The sequence below is a fragment of the Streptomyces sp. NPDC021020 genome (assembly GCF_044333285.1).
GTDB lineage: Bacteria > Actinomycetota > Actinomycetes > Streptomycetales > Streptomycetaceae > Actinacidiphila.
Window position 1 is genome coordinate 358,268 of the sequence record NZ_JBIRQQ010000009.1, and the last position, 16,415, is coordinate 374,682.

General features: G+C 73.5%; 17 protein-coding genes. 11 read left to right on the forward strand and 6 right to left on the reverse strand.

Annotated elements, in window-relative coordinates; translation table 11 throughout:
- Window positions 1-63 precede the first annotated feature (63 nt).
- From ACH4SL_RS27635 to fabI, 6 genes are all read left to right on the forward strand, one after another.
- The gene (locus ACH4SL_RS27635; RefSeq protein WP_398450255.1) at window positions 64-483 is read left to right on the forward strand and encodes a globin domain-containing protein; all 420 of its coding nucleotides are present in this window, start codon (window positions 64-66) and stop codon (window positions 481-483) included.
- A gap of 88 nt (window positions 484-571) precedes the next feature.
- Window positions 572-1,678 carry a globin domain-containing protein gene (locus ACH4SL_RS27640; protein WP_398450257.1) on the forward strand — a complete coding sequence of 369 codons (1,107 nt, stop codon included), beginning with the start codon at window positions 572-574 and terminating at the stop codon, window positions 1,676-1,678.
- Between the two features lie 46 nt (window positions 1,679-1,724).
- Window positions 1,725-2,249: a DivIVA domain-containing protein gene (locus ACH4SL_RS27645; RefSeq protein ID WP_398450259.1), complete on the forward strand. Its 525-nt coding sequence runs from the start codon at window positions 1,725-1,727 to the stop codon at window positions 2,247-2,249.
- Window positions 2,250-2,457: 208 nt separating this feature from the next.
- Window positions 2,458-3,366 carry a lytic polysaccharide monooxygenase gene (locus ACH4SL_RS27650; RefSeq protein ID WP_398450261.1) on the forward strand — a complete coding sequence of 303 codons (909 nt, stop codon included), beginning with the start codon at window positions 2,458-2,460 and terminating at the stop codon, window positions 3,364-3,366.
- Window positions 3,367-3,493: 127 nt separating this feature from the next.
- A complete protein-coding gene (fabG, locus tag ACH4SL_RS27655; RefSeq protein WP_398450263.1) occupies window positions 3,494-4,213 on the forward strand; it encodes a 3-oxoacyl-[acyl-carrier-protein] reductase in 720 nt (239 codons plus the stop codon).
- A 5-nt stretch (window positions 4,214-4,218) separates the two neighbouring features.
- Window positions 4,219-4,989 carry an enoyl-ACP reductase FabI gene (gene fabI, locus ACH4SL_RS27660; protein ID WP_031523945.1) on the forward strand — a complete coding sequence of 257 codons (771 nt, stop codon included), beginning with the start codon at window positions 4,219-4,221 and terminating at the stop codon, window positions 4,987-4,989.
- Between the two features lie 470 nt (window positions 4,990-5,459).
- Here the strand turns inward: fabI and ACH4SL_RS27665 are convergent, their stop codons facing one another.
- Complete coding sequence (locus ACH4SL_RS27665) at window positions 5,460-6,158, reverse strand: FadR/GntR family transcriptional regulator (RefSeq protein WP_398450266.1); 699 nt, start codon at window positions 6,156-6,158, stop codon at window positions 5,460-5,462.
- A 22-nt stretch (window positions 6,159-6,180) separates the two neighbouring features.
- Here ACH4SL_RS27665 and ACH4SL_RS27670 point away from each other — a divergent pair, with 22 nt between their 5' ends.
- The 4 genes from ACH4SL_RS27670 (at window position 6,181) to ACH4SL_RS27685 (ending at window position 9,009) form a co-directional block, all read left to right on the forward strand.
- Complete coding sequence (locus ACH4SL_RS27670) at window positions 6,181-7,698, forward strand: CynX/NimT family MFS transporter (protein ID WP_398450268.1); 1,518 nt, start codon at window positions 6,181-6,183, stop codon at window positions 7,696-7,698.
- 55 nt (window positions 7,699-7,753) lie between these two features.
- Window positions 7,754-7,876 carry an SGM_5486 family transporter-associated protein gene (locus ACH4SL_RS27675; RefSeq protein ID WP_251490045.1) on the forward strand — a complete coding sequence of 41 codons (123 nt, stop codon included), beginning with the start codon at window positions 7,754-7,756 and terminating at the stop codon, window positions 7,874-7,876.
- A 254-nt stretch (window positions 7,877-8,130) separates the two neighbouring features.
- A complete protein-coding gene (locus tag ACH4SL_RS27680; RefSeq protein WP_398450270.1) occupies window positions 8,131-8,382 on the forward strand; it encodes a hypothetical protein in 252 nt (83 codons plus the stop codon).
- A 105-nt stretch (window positions 8,383-8,487) separates the two neighbouring features.
- Window positions 8,488-9,009 (forward strand): SixA phosphatase family protein, encoded by a 522-nt coding sequence (locus ACH4SL_RS27685; protein WP_398450272.1) that lies wholly within the window; start codon window positions 8,488-8,490, stop codon window positions 9,007-9,009.
- A 9-nt stretch (window positions 9,010-9,018) separates the two neighbouring features.
- Here ACH4SL_RS27685 and ACH4SL_RS27690 read toward each other — a convergent pair whose 3' ends face one another.
- From ACH4SL_RS27690 to serB, 5 genes are all read right to left on the reverse strand, one after another.
- Window positions 9,019-9,354, reverse strand: coding sequence for a hypothetical protein (locus ACH4SL_RS27690; RefSeq protein ID WP_398450274.1), 336 nt, complete (start codon window positions 9,352-9,354; stop codon window positions 9,019-9,021).
- Window positions 9,351-10,856, reverse strand: a complete 1,506-nt coding sequence (locus ACH4SL_RS27695; RefSeq protein WP_398450276.1) for a C2 family cysteine protease — start codon at window positions 10,854-10,856, stop codon at window positions 9,351-9,353. Before ACH4SL_RS27695 ends, ACH4SL_RS27690 begins: the two co-directional genes overlap by 4 nt.
- Window positions 10,853-11,215 carry a hypothetical protein gene (locus ACH4SL_RS27700; RefSeq protein ID WP_398450278.1) on the reverse strand — a complete coding sequence of 121 codons (363 nt, stop codon included), beginning with the start codon at window positions 11,213-11,215 and terminating at the stop codon, window positions 10,853-10,855. The genes ACH4SL_RS27695 and ACH4SL_RS27700 overlap by 4 nt, the downstream gene beginning before the upstream one ends.
- Before the next feature lie 99 nt (window positions 11,216-11,314).
- On the reverse strand, window positions 11,315-12,103 hold the full coding sequence (locus ACH4SL_RS27705) for a hypothetical protein (RefSeq protein WP_398450280.1): 789 nt from the start codon (window positions 12,101-12,103) through the stop codon (window positions 11,315-11,317).
- Window positions 12,104-12,136: 33 nt separating this feature from the next.
- Entirely contained in the window at window positions 12,137-13,405 is a 1,269-nt protein-coding gene (gene serB / locus ACH4SL_RS27710; protein WP_398450282.1) for a phosphoserine phosphatase SerB, read from the reverse strand.
- A 239-nt stretch (window positions 13,406-13,644) separates the two neighbouring features.
- Between serB and ACH4SL_RS27715 the strand changes: the two genes are divergently transcribed.
- Window positions 13,645-16,335: an FHA domain-containing protein gene (locus ACH4SL_RS27715; RefSeq protein ID WP_398450284.1), complete on the forward strand. Its 2,691-nt coding sequence runs from the start codon at window positions 13,645-13,647 to the stop codon at window positions 16,333-16,335.
- The last annotated feature ends 80 nt before the right edge of the window (window positions 16,336-16,415 follow it).

The window sequence follows — 16,415 nt, forward strand, 5'->3', positions numbered from 1 at the left end:
GTTCAGTTGTTCAGGTGTCCCAAACTTGTTCGACTCCCGCGCCTCTGGCTAGAGTCGGCCGCCATGACCGCAGACCTCTCCCTGATCCGCAGCAGTTTCAAGGTTGTGGAGCCCCACGGTTCACAGGTGACCGGGTATTTCTACGAGCACCTTTTCGCCAACAACCCCGCGGTGCGACCGCTTTTCGCCCCGCACATCGACGAGCAGCGCGACCGCCTGTGGGCGGCGCTGGGTGCCCTCGTCACCAACATAGACAACACCGAGACCCTGGTCGGCATGCTCCAGAACCTGGGGCGCCGGCACGCGGGCTACGGCGCGCTGCCCGAGCACTACCCCGCCGTCGGCGCCAGCCTGATCGCGACCCTGCAGCACTTCGCGGGCGACGCGTGGACGCCCGAGATCGAGGAGTCGTGGGTGGCCGTCTACGGCGTCATCAGCAGCACCATGATCTCCGCGAGCGAGGAAGCGTCGGCCACGGCCTGACGCGGCCGACGGCGGCTCCACCGCGGGCCGCCGCCCGGCTCCGCCGGTCTGCAAGAACCCCCGAAACACCAGCCACCGGAGGGTGGTCGTGAGCGATTCCCAGGCGCTGAAAGATTCCTTCGCCCTGGTCGGCAAGTCAGGGGACGAAGTACCCCGGTACTTCTACTCCTACCTGTTCCTCATCGCGCCGGAAGTCCGGCCGATGTTCCCGGTCAACATGGGCCTGCAGCGTGACCGCCTGGTCAACGCCCTCGGTCAGATCGTGTCCGACGTCGACGATCCCGACGCGCTGGTCCCCTTCCTCCAGCAACTCGGCCGCGACCACCGGCGCTTCCAGGTCGTGGCGGAGCACTACGAGGCGGTCGGGCGGGCGCTGCTGGCGACGCTGGGCTACTTCCTCGGCGAGGCGTGGACCCCCGAGCTGGAGAAGGGCTGGACCGAGGCGTACACCGTCGTGGCCGGCGCCATGATCCAGGCCGCCGAGAGCGACAGCGCCGTCAACCCGCCGTGGTGGAACGGCGAGGTCATCGGGCACGAGCAGCGCGGCTTCGACCTCGCGGTCGTCACGCTGCGCCTCGACCAGCCCATGCGGTACGCCGCCGGGCAGTCCGTCATGGTCGAGACGCCGATGCTGCCCAGCACCTGGCGGTCCTTCACCCCGGCGAACGCGGCGCGCGCCGACGGCCTGCTCGAACTGCACGTCCGCTCCATCGACGGCGGCCTCGTCAGCCCGGCCATGGTCTACCGGCTGCGGCAGGGCGACGTGCTGAAGCTGGGCGCCCCGGTCGGCGAGCGGCTGACGCTGCGCCGGTCGGCGGGCCGCGACCTGGTCCTCGTCGCCGGCGGCACCGGCCTCGCCCCGCTGCGCGGCCTCATCGAGGAGATCGCCTGGCACGGGCCGCCGCGCCGGGTCGACCTCTTCTTCGGGGCGCGCGACGCCCACGGCCTGTACGACCTGCCGATGCTGCGGCAGCTCGCCCAGGCCAACCCCTGGCTTCGGATAACACCGCTGGTCGGCCTGGACGCGGGCACGTTCGAGAACCGCAGCATCGCCGAACCCGTCCTGCGGGCCGGCGCATGGCACGGCCGCTCGTTCTACGTGTGCGGCTCGCCGTCCATGGTGTCAGCGACGGTGCGCGATCTGGGACACGCAGGCGTCCCTCACGACCTGCTGCACTTCGAAGACGTTCGGTGATCGGAGACGCGTGAACGAGACAGGAGCACGTCCGGCGGACCGCCCGGTGACGCCCGAGGCACTGCGGTCGATGACCTTCCCCCGCGCCCCGCTGACCCGCCGCGGCTACAGCGAGGACGCGGTGCACGACGCCCTGCGCCGCGCCGCCGCGACACTCACCACGGTCATGGAGGAGAACGACCGGCTGCGCACGGACATGCAGCGCCACCGCGACTGGATCCGGGCCAACAACATCGGCGACGGCAGCAGCCCCACCGGGGTGCCCACCGTGGACGCGGTCCTCCAGCAGGCCCGCGCCCAGCAGTCGGCCGAGCAGACCGTCGTCGCCGCCCGCGAGCAGGCCCGCACCATGCTGCGGGCAGCCCGTATGCAGGCCGAGGCGGTCCTCCAGCAACTGCGCGAGCACGGGGGCGGCGAGGGCACCCAGGAGGAGACCGAGCGGCTGCTCACCTATCTGCGGCAGATCGCCCAGTCCCTGACCGTCACGGTGGACCAGTACTCGACCAAGAGCACCCCGCCCGCGCCGTCCACCGCCGCCCCGGCCGGCGGCGGCAGCCGGCACGGCATCTGACCCGGGACCCCCGGGCCGGCGGGGCGCGTCACGCGCCGTCGGCCCCTCCGGTGCGCGCGCACCCTCCCCGGTGTGCGCGGCCCGGACCGTGCGGCCGAACTGCCGTGACGGACACAGACCTTGGCATGGTCCAGACCAATCCCTATGCTTCGACCTGCCGCCCTCGTGTGTCCCCCCGCAGCTCTGCCGCACGACAAGGAGCCCCCACATGTCCGTACGCCGCAAGGCCGCCGCCGTGGCCGCCGCCGGCGCCGCGACCCTCGCCGTCGCCGCCCTCACGCCCGGCACCGCCAGCGCGCACGGCGCGCTCAACACGCCCGTCAGCCGGATCGCCGCCTGCTACGCCGAGGGGCCGGAAACCCCGAAGTCCCAGGTGTGCAAGGACCTCGTCGCCGACAGCGGCACCCAGCCGCTCTACGACTGGAACGAGGTCAACATCGCCAACGCCGACGGGCAGAGCCGCAGCATCATCCCCGACGGCCACCTGTGCTCGGCCAACCGCGACAAGTACCGCGCGCTGGACTGGGCCCGCACCGACTGGCCGGCCACCCCGGTGCAGGCCGGGCAGACCGACGTCAGCTTCCGGGTCACCGCGCCGCACCGCGGCGTCATGACGCTCTACATCACCAAGCAGGGCTACGACCCGACCCAGCCGCTCAAGTGGTCCGACCTCGACGACACCCCCGTCGCGACCTACACCACCGAGGTCACCGCGCCCGGCTACTACACCTTCACCGCGAACCTCCCGGCCCGCACCGGGCGGCAGCTGATCTACCAGGTCTGGCAGCGCACCGACAGCCCCGAGGCCTTCTACGGCTGCGCCGATGTCGTCTTCGGACAGACCGCGGCCGCGGCGAAGGCGGCCACCTCCGACGTCGCCCAGGCACCGACCGACGCGCAGATCGCCGCGGGCGCCGCGCGGTCCACCGTCGCCCACCACGGCCACGGCGGCGACGCGCCCGTGACCGCCACCACGGGCACCCTCGCGACCAGCAACGCCGCCCAGAGCACCAGCACGCTGGAGGCCGCCCTGTCGATCAGCGCGGTCGCCGCGAGCGGCGCGGTCGGGCTGCTGGTCTACAGCCGCCGCCGGGCCGCCGCCCGCCTCGGCGACTGACGGCCGCCGGCCGGCCCTGTAGGAATCCCACAGGGCCGGCCGGGGCAGCCTGTCAGGGGCCGATTCCCCGGATCGGGTCCGCGACCGATAGCTTCTCAGGGAGATTCTCGACCTGAGGAGTGATCCGTTGAGCCGCTCGGTTCTCGTCACCGGAGGAAACCGGGGCATCGGCCTGGCCATCGCCCGGGCTTTCGCCGACGCGGGCGACAAGGTCGCCATCACCTACCGCTCCGGCGAACCGCCGGCCGACCTCGTCGCGCTCGGGGTGCTCGCGGTGCGCTGCGACATCACCGACGCCGAGCAGGTCGACCAGGCCTACAAGGAGGTCGAGGCCGCGCACGGCAACGTCGAGGTGCTGGTGGCCAACGCCGGCATCACCCGCGACCAGCTGCTGATGCGCATGTCCGAGGACGACTTCACCGCCGTCCTGGACACCAACCTGACCGGCACCTTCCGGGTGGTCAAGCGCGCCAACCGCGGCATGCTGCGGGCCCGCAAGGGCCGGGTCGTGCTGATCTCCTCGGTGGTGGGCCTGCTCGGCCAGGCCGGGCAGGCCAACTACGCCGCCTCCAAGGCCGGCCTGGTGGGCTTCGCCCGGTCGCTGGCCCGCGAGCTGGGCTCGCGCAACATCACCTTCAACGTCGTCGCACCCGGCTTCGTCGACACCGACATGACCCGGGCGCTCACCGACGAGCAGCGCGCGGACATCATGGCCCAGGTGCCGCTGGCGCGCTACGCGCAGCCGGAGGAGATCGCCGCCGCGGTGCGTTTCCTGGCGTCCGACGACGCCGCGTACATCACTGGAGCCGTCATCCCCGTTGACGGCGGATTGGGCATGGGTCACTGACCACCATGAGCGGAATCCTCGACGGCAAGCGCATCCTCGTCACGGGTGTGCTGATGGAGTCCTCCATCGCCTTCCACACCGCCAAGCTGGCGCAGGAGCAGGGCGCGGAACTCATCCTGACCGCCTTCCCCCGGCCCACGCTCACCGAGCGCATCGCCCGCAAGCTGCCGCGCCCGGCCAAGGTCGTGGAGCTGGACGTGACGAACGCCGAGCACCTGGCGGGCCTGGAGGACGTGGTCCGCGCGGAGCTGGGCGGCCTCGACGGCGTCGTCCACTCGATCGGCTTCGCCCCGCAGGACGCGCTGGGCGGCAACTTCCTCAACACCCCCTTCGAGTCGGTCGCGACCGCCATGCACGTCTCGGCGTTCTCGCTGAAGTCGCTCACCATGGCCTGCCTGCCGCTCATGCCGGAGGAGGGCGGCTCGGTCGTCGGCCTGACCTTCGACGCGAAGTTCGCCTGGCCGCAGTACGACTGGATGGGCCCGGCCAAGGCCGCGCTGGAGGCCACCTCCCGCTACCTGGCCCGCGACCTGGGCAAGCGCAACATCCGCTGCAACCTGGTCTCGGCCGGCCCGATCGGCTCCATGGCCGCGAAGTCCATCCCCGGCTTCGCCGAGCTGGCCGGCGTCTGGGACCACCGCTCCCCGCTGGCCTGGGACATGTCCGACCCCGAGCCCGCCGGGCGCGGTGTGGTCGCCCTGCTGTCGGACTGGTTCCCCAAGACGACCGGCGAGATCGTCCACGTCGACGGCGGCCTGCACGCCATCGGCGCATAACGCTCGCCGCGGGGCGTTCCCGTACGGGGGCGCCCCGCCGGGCGGGCCCGGCCCCCGGGCCGCATCGGCTGCGCCGGGACTTGCCCGCCTGCGGCGGCTGCCGTGGTGCGAGGGCGCTCCGCGCGTGCGCGTGTGCCGGGCTGCCGGAGTACATGGTGCCGTCCCACTTCGTGGGCGCTCCGCGCGTGCGCGTGTGCCGGTCGTCGCCGAACGCGAGCGCATCGCCTGGGCGCCCCGCGCACGTGCCGGTGTGGGCCCCGCCCCGCCGTCGCCGTCTTGGGAAGGGCGCCCCGCGTGCAGGGCGCCCCGCGTGTGCCGGTCCGGCTCCGCCGCCCGGGCCGTGCACTCGGCGCCGCGGGGCGCGTCGGCTTCCGCAGGGAGGCGCGTCAACTTGCTGCGTGCAGCCGCGGCACGCCGGGTCCGGGTCTGGGGCCGGGGTTGCCGGGCCGGCGTCGTGCGGTGGCGGCTCGTCAGCCCGCCGCGGTGCCCGCCGCCGTGGTGCGGAAGCGGCAGTGGAAGGCGTGGGCGCGGGCCTCGGACGCGGCTTGCTCGCTGTCGCCGGCCCGGATCGCGGCGACCAGCCGCGCGTGGTCGAGGTGGTCCTCGGGGCGCAGCCGGGGGCCGACGTCCGCGCGCAGGAAGTCCCGCAGCACCTCGCCGAGGTCGGCGTAGAGGGCGGTCAGCACCTCGTTGTGCGAGCTGGCGACCACCGCCAGGTGCAGCGTCGCGTCCGCCGCCACGAAGGCCTCCTTGTCGCCGGAGTCCCAGGCCCGCTCGCGCCGCTCCAGCAGCGTGTCGAGCTGCCGCAGGTCCGCCTCGTCGCGCCGCTCGGCGGCCAGCGACGCCGCCGACGCCTCCAGCGCCCGGCGCAGCTCGGCGATGTGCAGCGGCTCGGCGTCCGCGAAGCGCCGCTGCATCACCCCGGCCAGCTCGCTGGTCGCCACCACGTACGTGCCGGAGCCCTGCCGGATGTCGAGCAGGCCGTTGTGCGCGAGCGCCCGCACCGCCTCCCGGACGGTGTTGCGCGCCACCCCCAGCCGCTCGACCAGCTCGGGCTCGGTGGGGATACGGCTGCCCACCGGCCACGCGCCCGAGGTGATCTCGGCGCGCAGCCGGGCGATGACCTGGTCGGCGAGCGTGGCGGGTCGGGGCACGGGTCCGAGATTCATCCCATCATTCTATGATGGACTCATGCGTGACGACGAACCCCGCCCCCGCACCGCCTCCGACGACCCCGCCGCACAGCCCGGACAGGCGCCCGGCGCCGCCCGCCCGGCGGCTGCCGCGGACCCCGGCGCAGCCCGGGACCACGCCGGATCGGCCGCCGGGTCCGGGACGGGGGCGCTGCCCCGCGCCGCCCGCGGGGGCGCCGCTGTGGCCACCGCGGCGCCCGCCGCCGGCAGCGCCTCCACGGAGCCGGGGGCCGGGGGGCCCGCGGACGGGCCCGTCCGCGGCAACGGCGCCGCTCCCGCCGGGCCGGGGGCCGGGGCCGGCACCGCCCCCGCCGTCTGGATACGGCGGCTCGCCGTCGCCGGGCTGCTGCTCGCCGCGGTGAACCTGCGGCCCGCCGTCACCAGCCTCGGCCCGCTCATGAAGGAGGTCCGCTCCGGCCTCGGCATGAGCGGCGCCATGGCGGGCCTGCTCACCTCCGTGCCCGCCGCGTGCTTCGCGCTCTTCGGCTTCGCCGCGCCCCGGCTGGCCCGCCGGCGCGGGCCCGGCGCGGTCGTCTTCGCCGGCATGGTCGCGATCACCGCGGGCCTGCTGCTGCGCCCCTTCGCGGGCAGCACCGTGCCCTTCCTCGCCGCGAGCGCCCTCGCGCTCGCGGGCATCGCGGTGGCCAACGTGCTGATGCCCGTCATCGTCAAGCGCTACTTCCCCGACCGGGTCGGCCCGGTCACCGGCCTGTACTCGATGGCCCTCTCGCTCGGCACCGCGCTGGCCGCCGCCCTGTCCGTGCCGCTCACCGACGCCATGGGCCACGGCTGGCGGCTGGGCCTGGGCGTGTGGGCCGCGCTCGCCGCCGTCGCCGTCGTGGTGTGGCTGCCGCTGGTGCGCGACCGGTCCGCGGTCCCGCAGCAGGCCGCCACCACAGGGAAGGCCCCGGCGCGGTCGGCCGCCGCGGGGGAGCAGGGCCGGATCACCCGCAGCCGCACGGCCTGGACGATGGCCGCGTTCTTCGGCCTCCAGGGCACCTCCGCGTACGTCACGATGGGCTGGATGCCGCAGATCTTCCGGGACTCCGGCATCTCCGCCGGCCAGGCGGGGCTCCTGCTCGCGCTCACGATGGTGCTGGGCGTCCCGCTGTCCTTCGTGCTGCCGCCGCTCGCCGCCCGGATGCGCTCGCAGGGGCCGATCGTGCTCGTCCTCGTCGCCTTCCAGGTCGCGGGCTACGCGGGTCTGTGGGCCGCGCCCGCCGCCGCGCCCTGGGCGTGGGCGCTGCTGCTGGGCGTCGCGAACTGCGCGTTCCCGCTCGTGCTGACCATGATCGGGATGCGCGCGCGCAGCGGCGCCGGCGTCGTACGGCTGTCGGCCTTCGCGCAGAGCACCGGCTACCTGCTGTCGATCCCCGGCCCGATCCTGGTGGGCGCGCTCAACCAGGCCTCGGGCGGCTGGGGGCTGCCGCTCGCGATGATGCTCGTCCTCGCGGTGCCGCAGGCCGTCTGCGGCGTGCTGGCCGGGCGCAACCGGCACATCGAGGACGAACTGTGACCCTCTCTGCGACCCCGCTTCCGGCCCGCACAGACTCCGGTGCCAGACTGGTCGCATGCCCGTACTCGAACCGAATCCCCCGCAGCCGCAGCGCCGGCTGCTGACCCTGTTCGGACTCATGATGGGGGTGCCCGCGCTCGTCGCCGTCGTCGCGATCATCGCCGCACGGATGGGATGACCGGCCTCCTCCTCCCGTGGTGAACGGCGCCGTGCGCCGGCCCCGCGGCCGACCTCCCGTCAGCAACCCTGAGCCGACCCTGAGTCGGAGGTGGGGACAACCCCACCATCCATGGGGGGTCAGGCTCAGGGGCACATGGGTGGACGGCCGGATGGGTACCGGGGGCGCGTGACCGTAGCGTCGTGGTTGTCAGGCCGGCCCGCGCCGGCCGGCACACCCCGGCAGCCCGACGGCACACCACGGAGGCGGTCACCGTGACCACGCAGTCCCCCCACCTCTACGCCCGGCAGACCCCGGCCGCGCCCCGCACCGCGGGCCGCCGCGCGCCCGGCGCGGTGCAGACCCGGCTGCCGTGGTGGGCGGTCGCGCTCCCCGCGGTCGCCTTCGCGGTGCTGCTCCTGCTGATCACCGGCGCCCGCGCCGACACCGCGGCCGCCGCCCCGGCCGGTGACGTGTTCTCGCACGCCGCGAGCGCCGTGTCCGGGCTCCTCGGCCACCTGACGTGACCGCCCGCCCCCGGTCCGCGCCCGCCGCCGCGCCTGCCGGGCGGCCGCGCCGCCGATCGCGCCCATCCCGCGCCTGACTGCGGGTTTTCTGGAAAGCTGAAGGGCATGACCGCCGATTCACCCCGCACCCTGGTCCTGCTCCGGCACGCGAAGGCCGACTGGCCGAACGTCCCCGACCACGAGCGGCCGCTGGCCGAACGCGGCCGGCTGGACGCCCCCGCCGCCGGACGCCGCCTCGCCGACGACGGCATCGCCCCCGACCTCGTCCTGTGCTCCACCGCCGCCCGCACCCGCGAGACGTGGAAGCTCGCCGCCCACGAGATGCCGCACCGCCCCCGCACGGTCTACGAGGAGCGGCTGTACGAGGCGAGCCTCGGCGATCTGCTCGCGCTGCTGAACGAGACGCCGGACGACATCGGCTCGCTCCTGGTCGTCGCCCACAACCCGGGCATGCACACGCTGACCGAGGCCCTCACCGGCAGCGCCGACAGCGCGGCCCTGGCCCGCGTCAAGCAGGGCGGGTTCCCCACCGCCGCCTTCGCCGTCCTGACCTTCACCGGCCGGTGGAAGGACGTCGAGCACGGCGTCGCCCGCCTCGCCGCCTTCTGGGCCCCGCACGAGGCCTGAAGCCCGGACCTAGGCCCTGGGCCCGGCGTCACCCTCCGTGCTCACGCGGTCCAGCACGATGTGGACGCGGTGCTCGACGTGCGCGACGCGCCAGCGCTTGCCGAGCAGGTCGACGGTGCTGCCGGCCACCAGCCCCGGGTGGTCCGACACGGTCTCGCCCTCGCGGTAGACCCGCAGGCCGCCGGCCGGCGCGGCGGCGGCACCGGCGGACGTACGGGCCACGACGAGGTGGATCCGGCCCCGGTGCCGCACGAAGTACGGCACGTGCCAGCGCACCGACCAGCGGTCCGGCGGGTAGCTGCCCTCGGGCGGTGTGGAGGGCTCGCGGCGCGGCTGATCGCTCACGGGATCTCGAACTCCTGCGGATCGACGAAGTATTTGTCGAACTGCTCCTGCGAGACGACGACCTCCGGCGACGGGCTGCCCCAGGGGTTGCCCAGCACGATCTTCCCGTCGCTGGTGAAGCGGCGCACGTAGTAGGCGTGGTCGGTGTGGTAGCCGTCCGGAAGGTCCGCGGGAGGGTTGTCCTCGTCGCCGTCCGGGGTGAGGACCGTGATGGCCTTGCCCGAGTCGAAGATCTTCTTCAGGTCGGCGATGCTCTTGTCCTCGTGCTTGCCGATGCCCAGGAAGCCGCCGGTCTTGATGTCGCTGCCGGAGTGCCCGGTGAGGTAGGGCACCGACTTGCCGGGGTTGTTGTTCTCGATGCCGCCGTAGCCCTTGTCGCCGCCGAAGGCGATCGCGAAGGCCTTCTCGTAGTAGCCCGGCCAGGTGTCGCCGCTGCCGGTCGCGGACACCGGGTAGCCGTCCCCGTCCACCAGCAGGTCCGGCGTCACCGTCACCCAGCGGAAGTTACCCCGCTGGTCCCAGACCCGCACGCTCACCGTGCCGTTGGGGTTCTGCTTGATGCCGTCCTGGAGGAACTTCGGGTCGCGCTGCGCGACCGAGCACAGCGAGGAGAAGTACCAGCAGTCGCCCAGGCCCCGCTGGTGGATGTCGTCGACCGACACCCCGTCGGCGATGAGCGGGTCGGTGGGCACGCCCCAGTGCAGGCCGGAGGCGTTGACGCCGTTCTGGGTGTTCTCGCCGTCCTTGTACGCGCCGGTGCCGGTGAAGTCCGGCTGGAGGCCGGGGAAAGCGGCGAGGAACTTGTCGAAGTTCTCCGGGCCCAGCCGGGACAGCAGGGTGTCCAGGGTGGCGTCGCGTACGTCCGCGTCCACGCCGTTGGAGTCGAAGGGGTTCCAGCCGGAATCCCCGTGGTCGTTCATCAGCTCGTTGTAGTGGGCGAGGTCGGCGGGGGAGGCTTTGGTGATCACCGCGTCCAGCTCCGCCGACGTCAGCCCGGTGAGGGTGGCGGCGAGCTTGTCGAGGTCGTCGGTGTCGCCGTTGACGCCGAAGTCGGTGTGCTGGAGGGCCTGGAGGGCCTTGAGCGCCGCGTCGACCTTCTTGCCGTCGGGCGCCTTCTCGTCGAGGAAGACCGACGCGGCGTCCACCGGGTAGCCGGCCGCCTCGAAGACCTGGACGCCCTTGAGCTGGGCGATCCGGCGCTTGATCTCGCCCTGCATGGTGCCGAGTTCCGACGTGAGCTTCGCCGGGAGCGGGGCGTTCGGGCCTGAGGGCGCGGCGGTCTGGTTCGGCAGCGGGGGCCACAGGACCCCCGGGAAGACGGTGACGAGCTGCTGGAGGGCGGGGTCGTTGGAGGCCTTCTGGCCCGGCGGCAGATTCTGCTGGGCGCCGTTGAGCAGGGTGGTGAGCTGCTGGTGCAGGCCCGCCGCGTGCCCGGCGAGCGTGTCGAGGGTGCCCGCGAAGGTGGTGAGCTGATCGGGGTCGAAGCCGTGGAAGTCCGTCACTTGGGGCCGCTCGCCGGTGTGCCCGCGGCGGACTTGCTCTTCGCCTGCGCCTCCAGGTCGGTCGCCGCCGACTCCCACCGGGCGGCGTCCGCCGTCAGCGAGGTGGCCATGGAGTGCAGCGAGCTCTGCCGCTGCGCCAGCGTCGTCGTACTCCGGTCGGCGTACGGGCCGGTCCACATGGCGCCGGCGGCCGGAGCGCCGCCTGCCACGGAACTGCCGGGCCTCGGCCGGGCCTTGGCCACCGCGCCGTCCAGATAGCCGCTCAGCGACTTCGCCAGGGCGCGGGCCTGCCGGGCGTGGTCGCGCAGCGCGGTCGCCCGCTGCCTCAGCACGACCGGATCGTCGTCCCCGTAGCCCATGGCCAGCCTCCCCCGCGGCGATGTCGACGGGCCGTCAGCGCGTCACGGCCCGCCCGGGAGCCTAGCGGGCACCGTCCGGTTCCTGCTACCGGCCGGTTCTCATGCCTCCCGCGCGGTGAGCGTGACGGCCGTGCCCGAGGTGAGCGGCCCCACGCTCAGCAGTACGCCGCCGATCTCCACGGTGTCGCCCGCGCGCAGGGCGAGGTACTTCGCCACCGTCGTGCCCGCGCAGTAGACGTCCAGCCCGGCGGTCCCGCCCGCCGGGTCGGCGTACGTCGCGACGGCCATCAGCCCGGCCGCGGTGTCGTGCGGCCGGTGCACCCCGAGCACCAGCGGGCGGCCGGGCGCCGGGAGGTCCGCGGTGCGCGCGGCGCGGGCGGCGGGGTCGGTGGAGAAGCACAGGGCGCGCAGGGCCGTCTGGTCCTTGCCCGCGGCCACCGAGGTCAGGGCGGCGGGCTTCGCCGCGGCCGCGGTCCGGTCCGCGGCCGCGCGGGGCAGCAGGACGACGCGGTAGGTGCAGATCTGCGCGACGGTGTAGGCGTGGCCCCGCAGGGTCACCTCGCCGCCGGGCCGGACCTTCACGGTCTGCTGGGTGGGCCCCACCGGGGGCTCCGCGACGGTGAGGGTGGCGGTGCGGGTGGTGCCGTCAGCGGTCGTCCCGGCGGGGCTCCCGGGGAATGCCACGAAGAGGCCGCTGCCGTCCGGCAGCGGGACCGAGCCGCCGCGCAGCACGTGCAGGCCGTCCGCCGGGGCGGTGCCGGAGCACACCGGGCCCCGGTCGGGGGGCGGCGCCGGGTCGGCCTTCTTCCCGCCGCCCCCGCCGCACGCGGTCAGGGCGGCGGCCAGTGCCACCGCCGCGAGCCCGCCGAGAACCGCCTGACTCCGCATGCCCCACCCCCTCGTCGCCGAGAGCGTAGCGGGTCAGTCGGTGGGTACGCCGTCCAGCGCGTCGGCGGCCTCGATCTCCTCGCGGGTGATGCCCAGCAGGAAGAGCACGGTGTCCAGGAAGGGCACGTTGACGGAGGTGTCGGCGGCCTCCCGGACGACCGGCTTGGCGTTGAAGGCCACGCCGAGACCGGCCGCGTTGAGCATGTCCAGGTCGTTGGCGCCGTCGCCGATCGCGACCGTCTGGCTCAGCGGCACCCCGGCCTGCTCGGCGAAGCTGCGCAGCAGCCGCGCCTTGCCCGCGCGGTCGACGATCGGCCCGGTCACCCGCCCGGTGAGCCGGCCGTCGGCCACCTCCAGGGTGTTCGCCGCGGCGAAGTCCAGCCCGAGCCGCTCCCGGAGGTCGTCGGTGACCTGCGTGAAGCCCCCGGAGACCACACCGACCTGGTAGCCGAGCCGCTTGAGCGTACGGATCAGGGTCCGCGCGCCCGGCGTCAGCCGCACCTCGGACCGCACCTTGTCCACCACCGACACGTCCAGCCCCGCCAGCAGCGCGACCCGGGCGTGCAGCGACTGCTCGAAGTCCAGCTCACCGCGCATCGCGGCGGCCGTGACCTCGGCGACCTGCGCCTCGCACCCGGCGTGCGCGGCGAACAGCTCGATGACCTCGTCCTGGATCACGGTGGAGTCGACATCCATGACCACCAGCCGCTGCGCCCTGCGCTGCAACCCGGACGGCACCACCGCGACGTCCACCCCGCGCGCGGCGCCGGCCACCGCGAGCGCGGAGCGCAGCGCGACCGGTTCGGCGCCCGACACGGCGAATTCCACCGCCGTCACCGGGTATTTCCCCAGCCGGAAGATTCGGTCGATGTTTCCGCCGGCGCCGGTGATGACGGCTGTTATGGCCGCCGTGGTTTCCGCGGTGAGCGGCCGCCCGAGCACCGTGACGTGCGAACGCCCTTCGCGGCGCGGCCTGTTGTCCCCGATGCCGGAGATGATCTCGGCCTCCATGCCCAGGCTCTCCGCCCAGCTGTGCACGGTGGCCCGCAGGTCGCCCTCGCTGCCCGTGCCGGGCGCGGGGGTGGTCACCAGCGCGCACAGCATCATGCGGCCGCGGGTCACCACCTGCTCGATGTCCACCACGTCCACGCCGTACGCGGCGAGCGTGTCGAAGAGGCCCGCCGTGGTGCCGGGGCGGTCCTTGCCGAAGATCTTGACCAGCAGGGTCGGCACGTCCTCCGCCGGAACGGGGGCGGCGGGCGTGACCGGTGCGGCGGATGCGGTCCGCGAGGCGTCGTCCATGGTCTTTACACCGTATCCGCACCGCGCGCACCTCTCACCATCCGTCCCGCGTGCCGGACACTGTGCCGAACGCCGTGCCGGACGCCGCCGCCGGTTCTCCGGCGCGGTTGTCCGGATTCGGTTGCGGGAACGGGTCCGGGAGGGCGCTTTCTGTTACGAGACCGGGGCCTGCGATAGTTCCTCCCGATGTCCGCTATCCCTAGACTCCTCTGCACGGGGGACAACTCGGGGGACGAACAATGGGGTTTGGGGTGCCAGAACTCGTACTGGAATTGAACGGCAGGACCTGGACGCTCGATGCTTCCCGGTCCTACAGCCTCGGGCGCGACCCGCAGAGCGATCTCGTCTGTGACGACCCGCGGGTCTCGTGGCGGCACGCCACGATCCGCCGCGCGGAGCGGGGCTGGGTGATCGAGGACCAGGGGAGCACCAACGGCACCTTCGTGCACGGTCAGCGGATCCAGACCACGGATCTGGGACCGGGCACCGCGATCAACCTGGGCAACGCCACCGAGGGCCCGCGGCTGAGCTTCTCCGCCGTGCAAGCCGCGCAGGCCCCGCAGGCCGCACCGCCCGCCCAGGCCGCACCGCCCGCCCAGCAGCAGGCGGCCCACCAGCAGCCCGCCGCCCAGCACCAGCAGCCGCCCGCCTACCAGGTGCCGCAGCCGCAGGGCTTCCCGCAGCAGCCCCCGGCGCAGCCGCAGGCCTTCCAGCAGTCGGCGCCGCCGCAGTACGCGCCACCGCCGCAGGTCCAGCAGGTGCCGCAGCAGCAGGCCGCCCAGGGCTACCCGCAGTATCAGCAGGCCCAGGCCGCCGCAGCCCCGGCGTACCAGCAGGCCGGCGGGGGCTGGCCGCAGCAGCCGCCGGCCCCGCAGGGCGTACCGCAGCAGCAGCCGCCGCAGGGGGCGCGTCCCGGCTACGGCGACCGCAGCCCGACGACCTTCCACCAGCTGGCCCTCGGCCGGGTGATGCGCATCGGCCGCGCGCTGGAGAACGAACTGGTCGTCTCCGACCTCCAGGTCTCCCGCTACCACGCGGAATTCCGCGCGCACCCCGACGGCCGCTACGAGATCGTCGACCTCGGCAGCCACAACGGCACGTACGTCAACGGCCAGCCGATCCAGCGGCATCTGCTCGGCCCGAACGACATCGTCGGCGTCGGCCACTCCACCTTCCGGCTGGTCGGCGACCGGCTGGAGGAGTTCGTCGACACCGGCGCGGTGTCCTTCTCCGCGCGCCGCCTGTCGGTGACCGTGCCGCACGGCAAGACGACCAAGACGATCCTCAAGGACGTCTCCTTCGGGGTGCCGGAGAAGTCGCTGATCGGCGTGATCGGCCCGTCCGGCTCCGGAAAGTCGACGCTGCTGCGCGCCCTGACCGGCTACCGGCCCGCCGACCAGGGCGAGGTGCTGTACGACAACCGCAACCTGTACAAGCAGTTCGCCGAGCTGCGGCAGCGCATCGGCCTGGTCCCGCAGGACGACATCCTGCACAAGGAACTCCAGGTCAAGACCGCCCTGCGGTACGCCGCCAAGCTCCGCTTCCCGGGCGACACCGCGCCGGTCGAGCGCGAGGCGCGCATCGACGAGGTGCTGCGCGAGCTCAAGCTCGACATCCACGCCGACAAGCGCATCACGTCGCTGTCCGGCGGCCAGCGCAAGCGGGTGTCCGTCGCGCTGGAGCTGCTCACCAAGCCGTCGCTGATCTTCCTGGACGAGCCCACCTCGGGCCTCGACCCGGGCATGGACCGCGACGTCATGAAGCTGCTGCGGGGCCTGGCCGACGACGGCCGCACGGTCCTGGTGGTCACCCACTCGGTGGCCGAGCTGGCGCTGTGCGACAAGCTGCTGGTCATGGCGCCGGGCGGCGCGGTGGCCTACTTCGGCCCGCCGGACGAGGCGCTCAACTTCTTCGGCTACGACAACTGGGCCGACGTCTTCTCCGCGTTCGAGACCTACCGCGACTACGACTGGATGGGCCGCTGGCGCGGCTCGCAGCATTACCAGACGTACGCCGCCGACCTGGATTCCGCCGCGCCGCAGGCCGCGCACTACATCCCGAGCCAGGCCGCCCGGCCGCCCAAGCCGCAGGGCTGGGGCTCGCAGCTGGTGACCCTGGTCCGCCGCTACCTGTCGGTCATCGCCTCCGACCGCGGCTTCATCGGGCTGATGCTGATCCTGCCCACCGTGCTCGGCATCGTCAGCCTGCTGATCCCGGCGAAGTCCGGCCTCGGCTACGGCCCGCACATCCAGAACCGGGACGCGGGCACGATCCTGATGATCGTCGCGGTCGGCGCGTGCTTCGCGGGCGCCGCCAACTCGGTCCGCGAGCTGATCAAGGAACGCGTCATCTACGAGCGCGAACGCGCCGTCGGCCTGTCGCGCTCGGCGTACCTGATGTCCAAGGTCATCGTGCTCGGCCTGATCACCGCCCTGCAGGGCGCGATCATCTGCGGCATCGGCTTCGCCCCGCGCGACAAGATGCCCGCCGAGGGCGTGGTCCTGCACGGCCACCCGGCCATCGAGATGACCCTGGTCGTCATGGCCTTCGGCTTCACCTCGATGATGGTCGGCCTGATCATCTCCGCGCTGGTGAAGACGGCGGAGAAGACGATGCCGCTGCTGGTGATGTACGCGATCGTGCAGATCGTCTTCACCGGGGTGCTGTTCCAGATCTACGGCAAGCCCGGCATGGAGCAGGTGGCCTGGCTGATGCCGGCCCGCTGGGCGGTGGCCGGCGCAGGCTCCACCGCGGACCTCAACGCGCTGCTGCCGTGGGACCAGACGGGCAAGACCGTGGACACGCTGTGGAAGCACAGCGCGGGCATCTGGACGCTGGACGTCGTGGTGCTGCTCGCGATGGCGGCCCTGTGCGGCGTCGCCGTGGCCCGGCTGCTGCGCCGGCACGAGCCCGAGGTGATGCGCAAGTAACCGCCGGATTCCCGGCAGGCGGAAGGGCGGTGGGACTCCTCGGAGTCCCACCGCCCTTTTCCTTTGCGGCCTTCACGGAC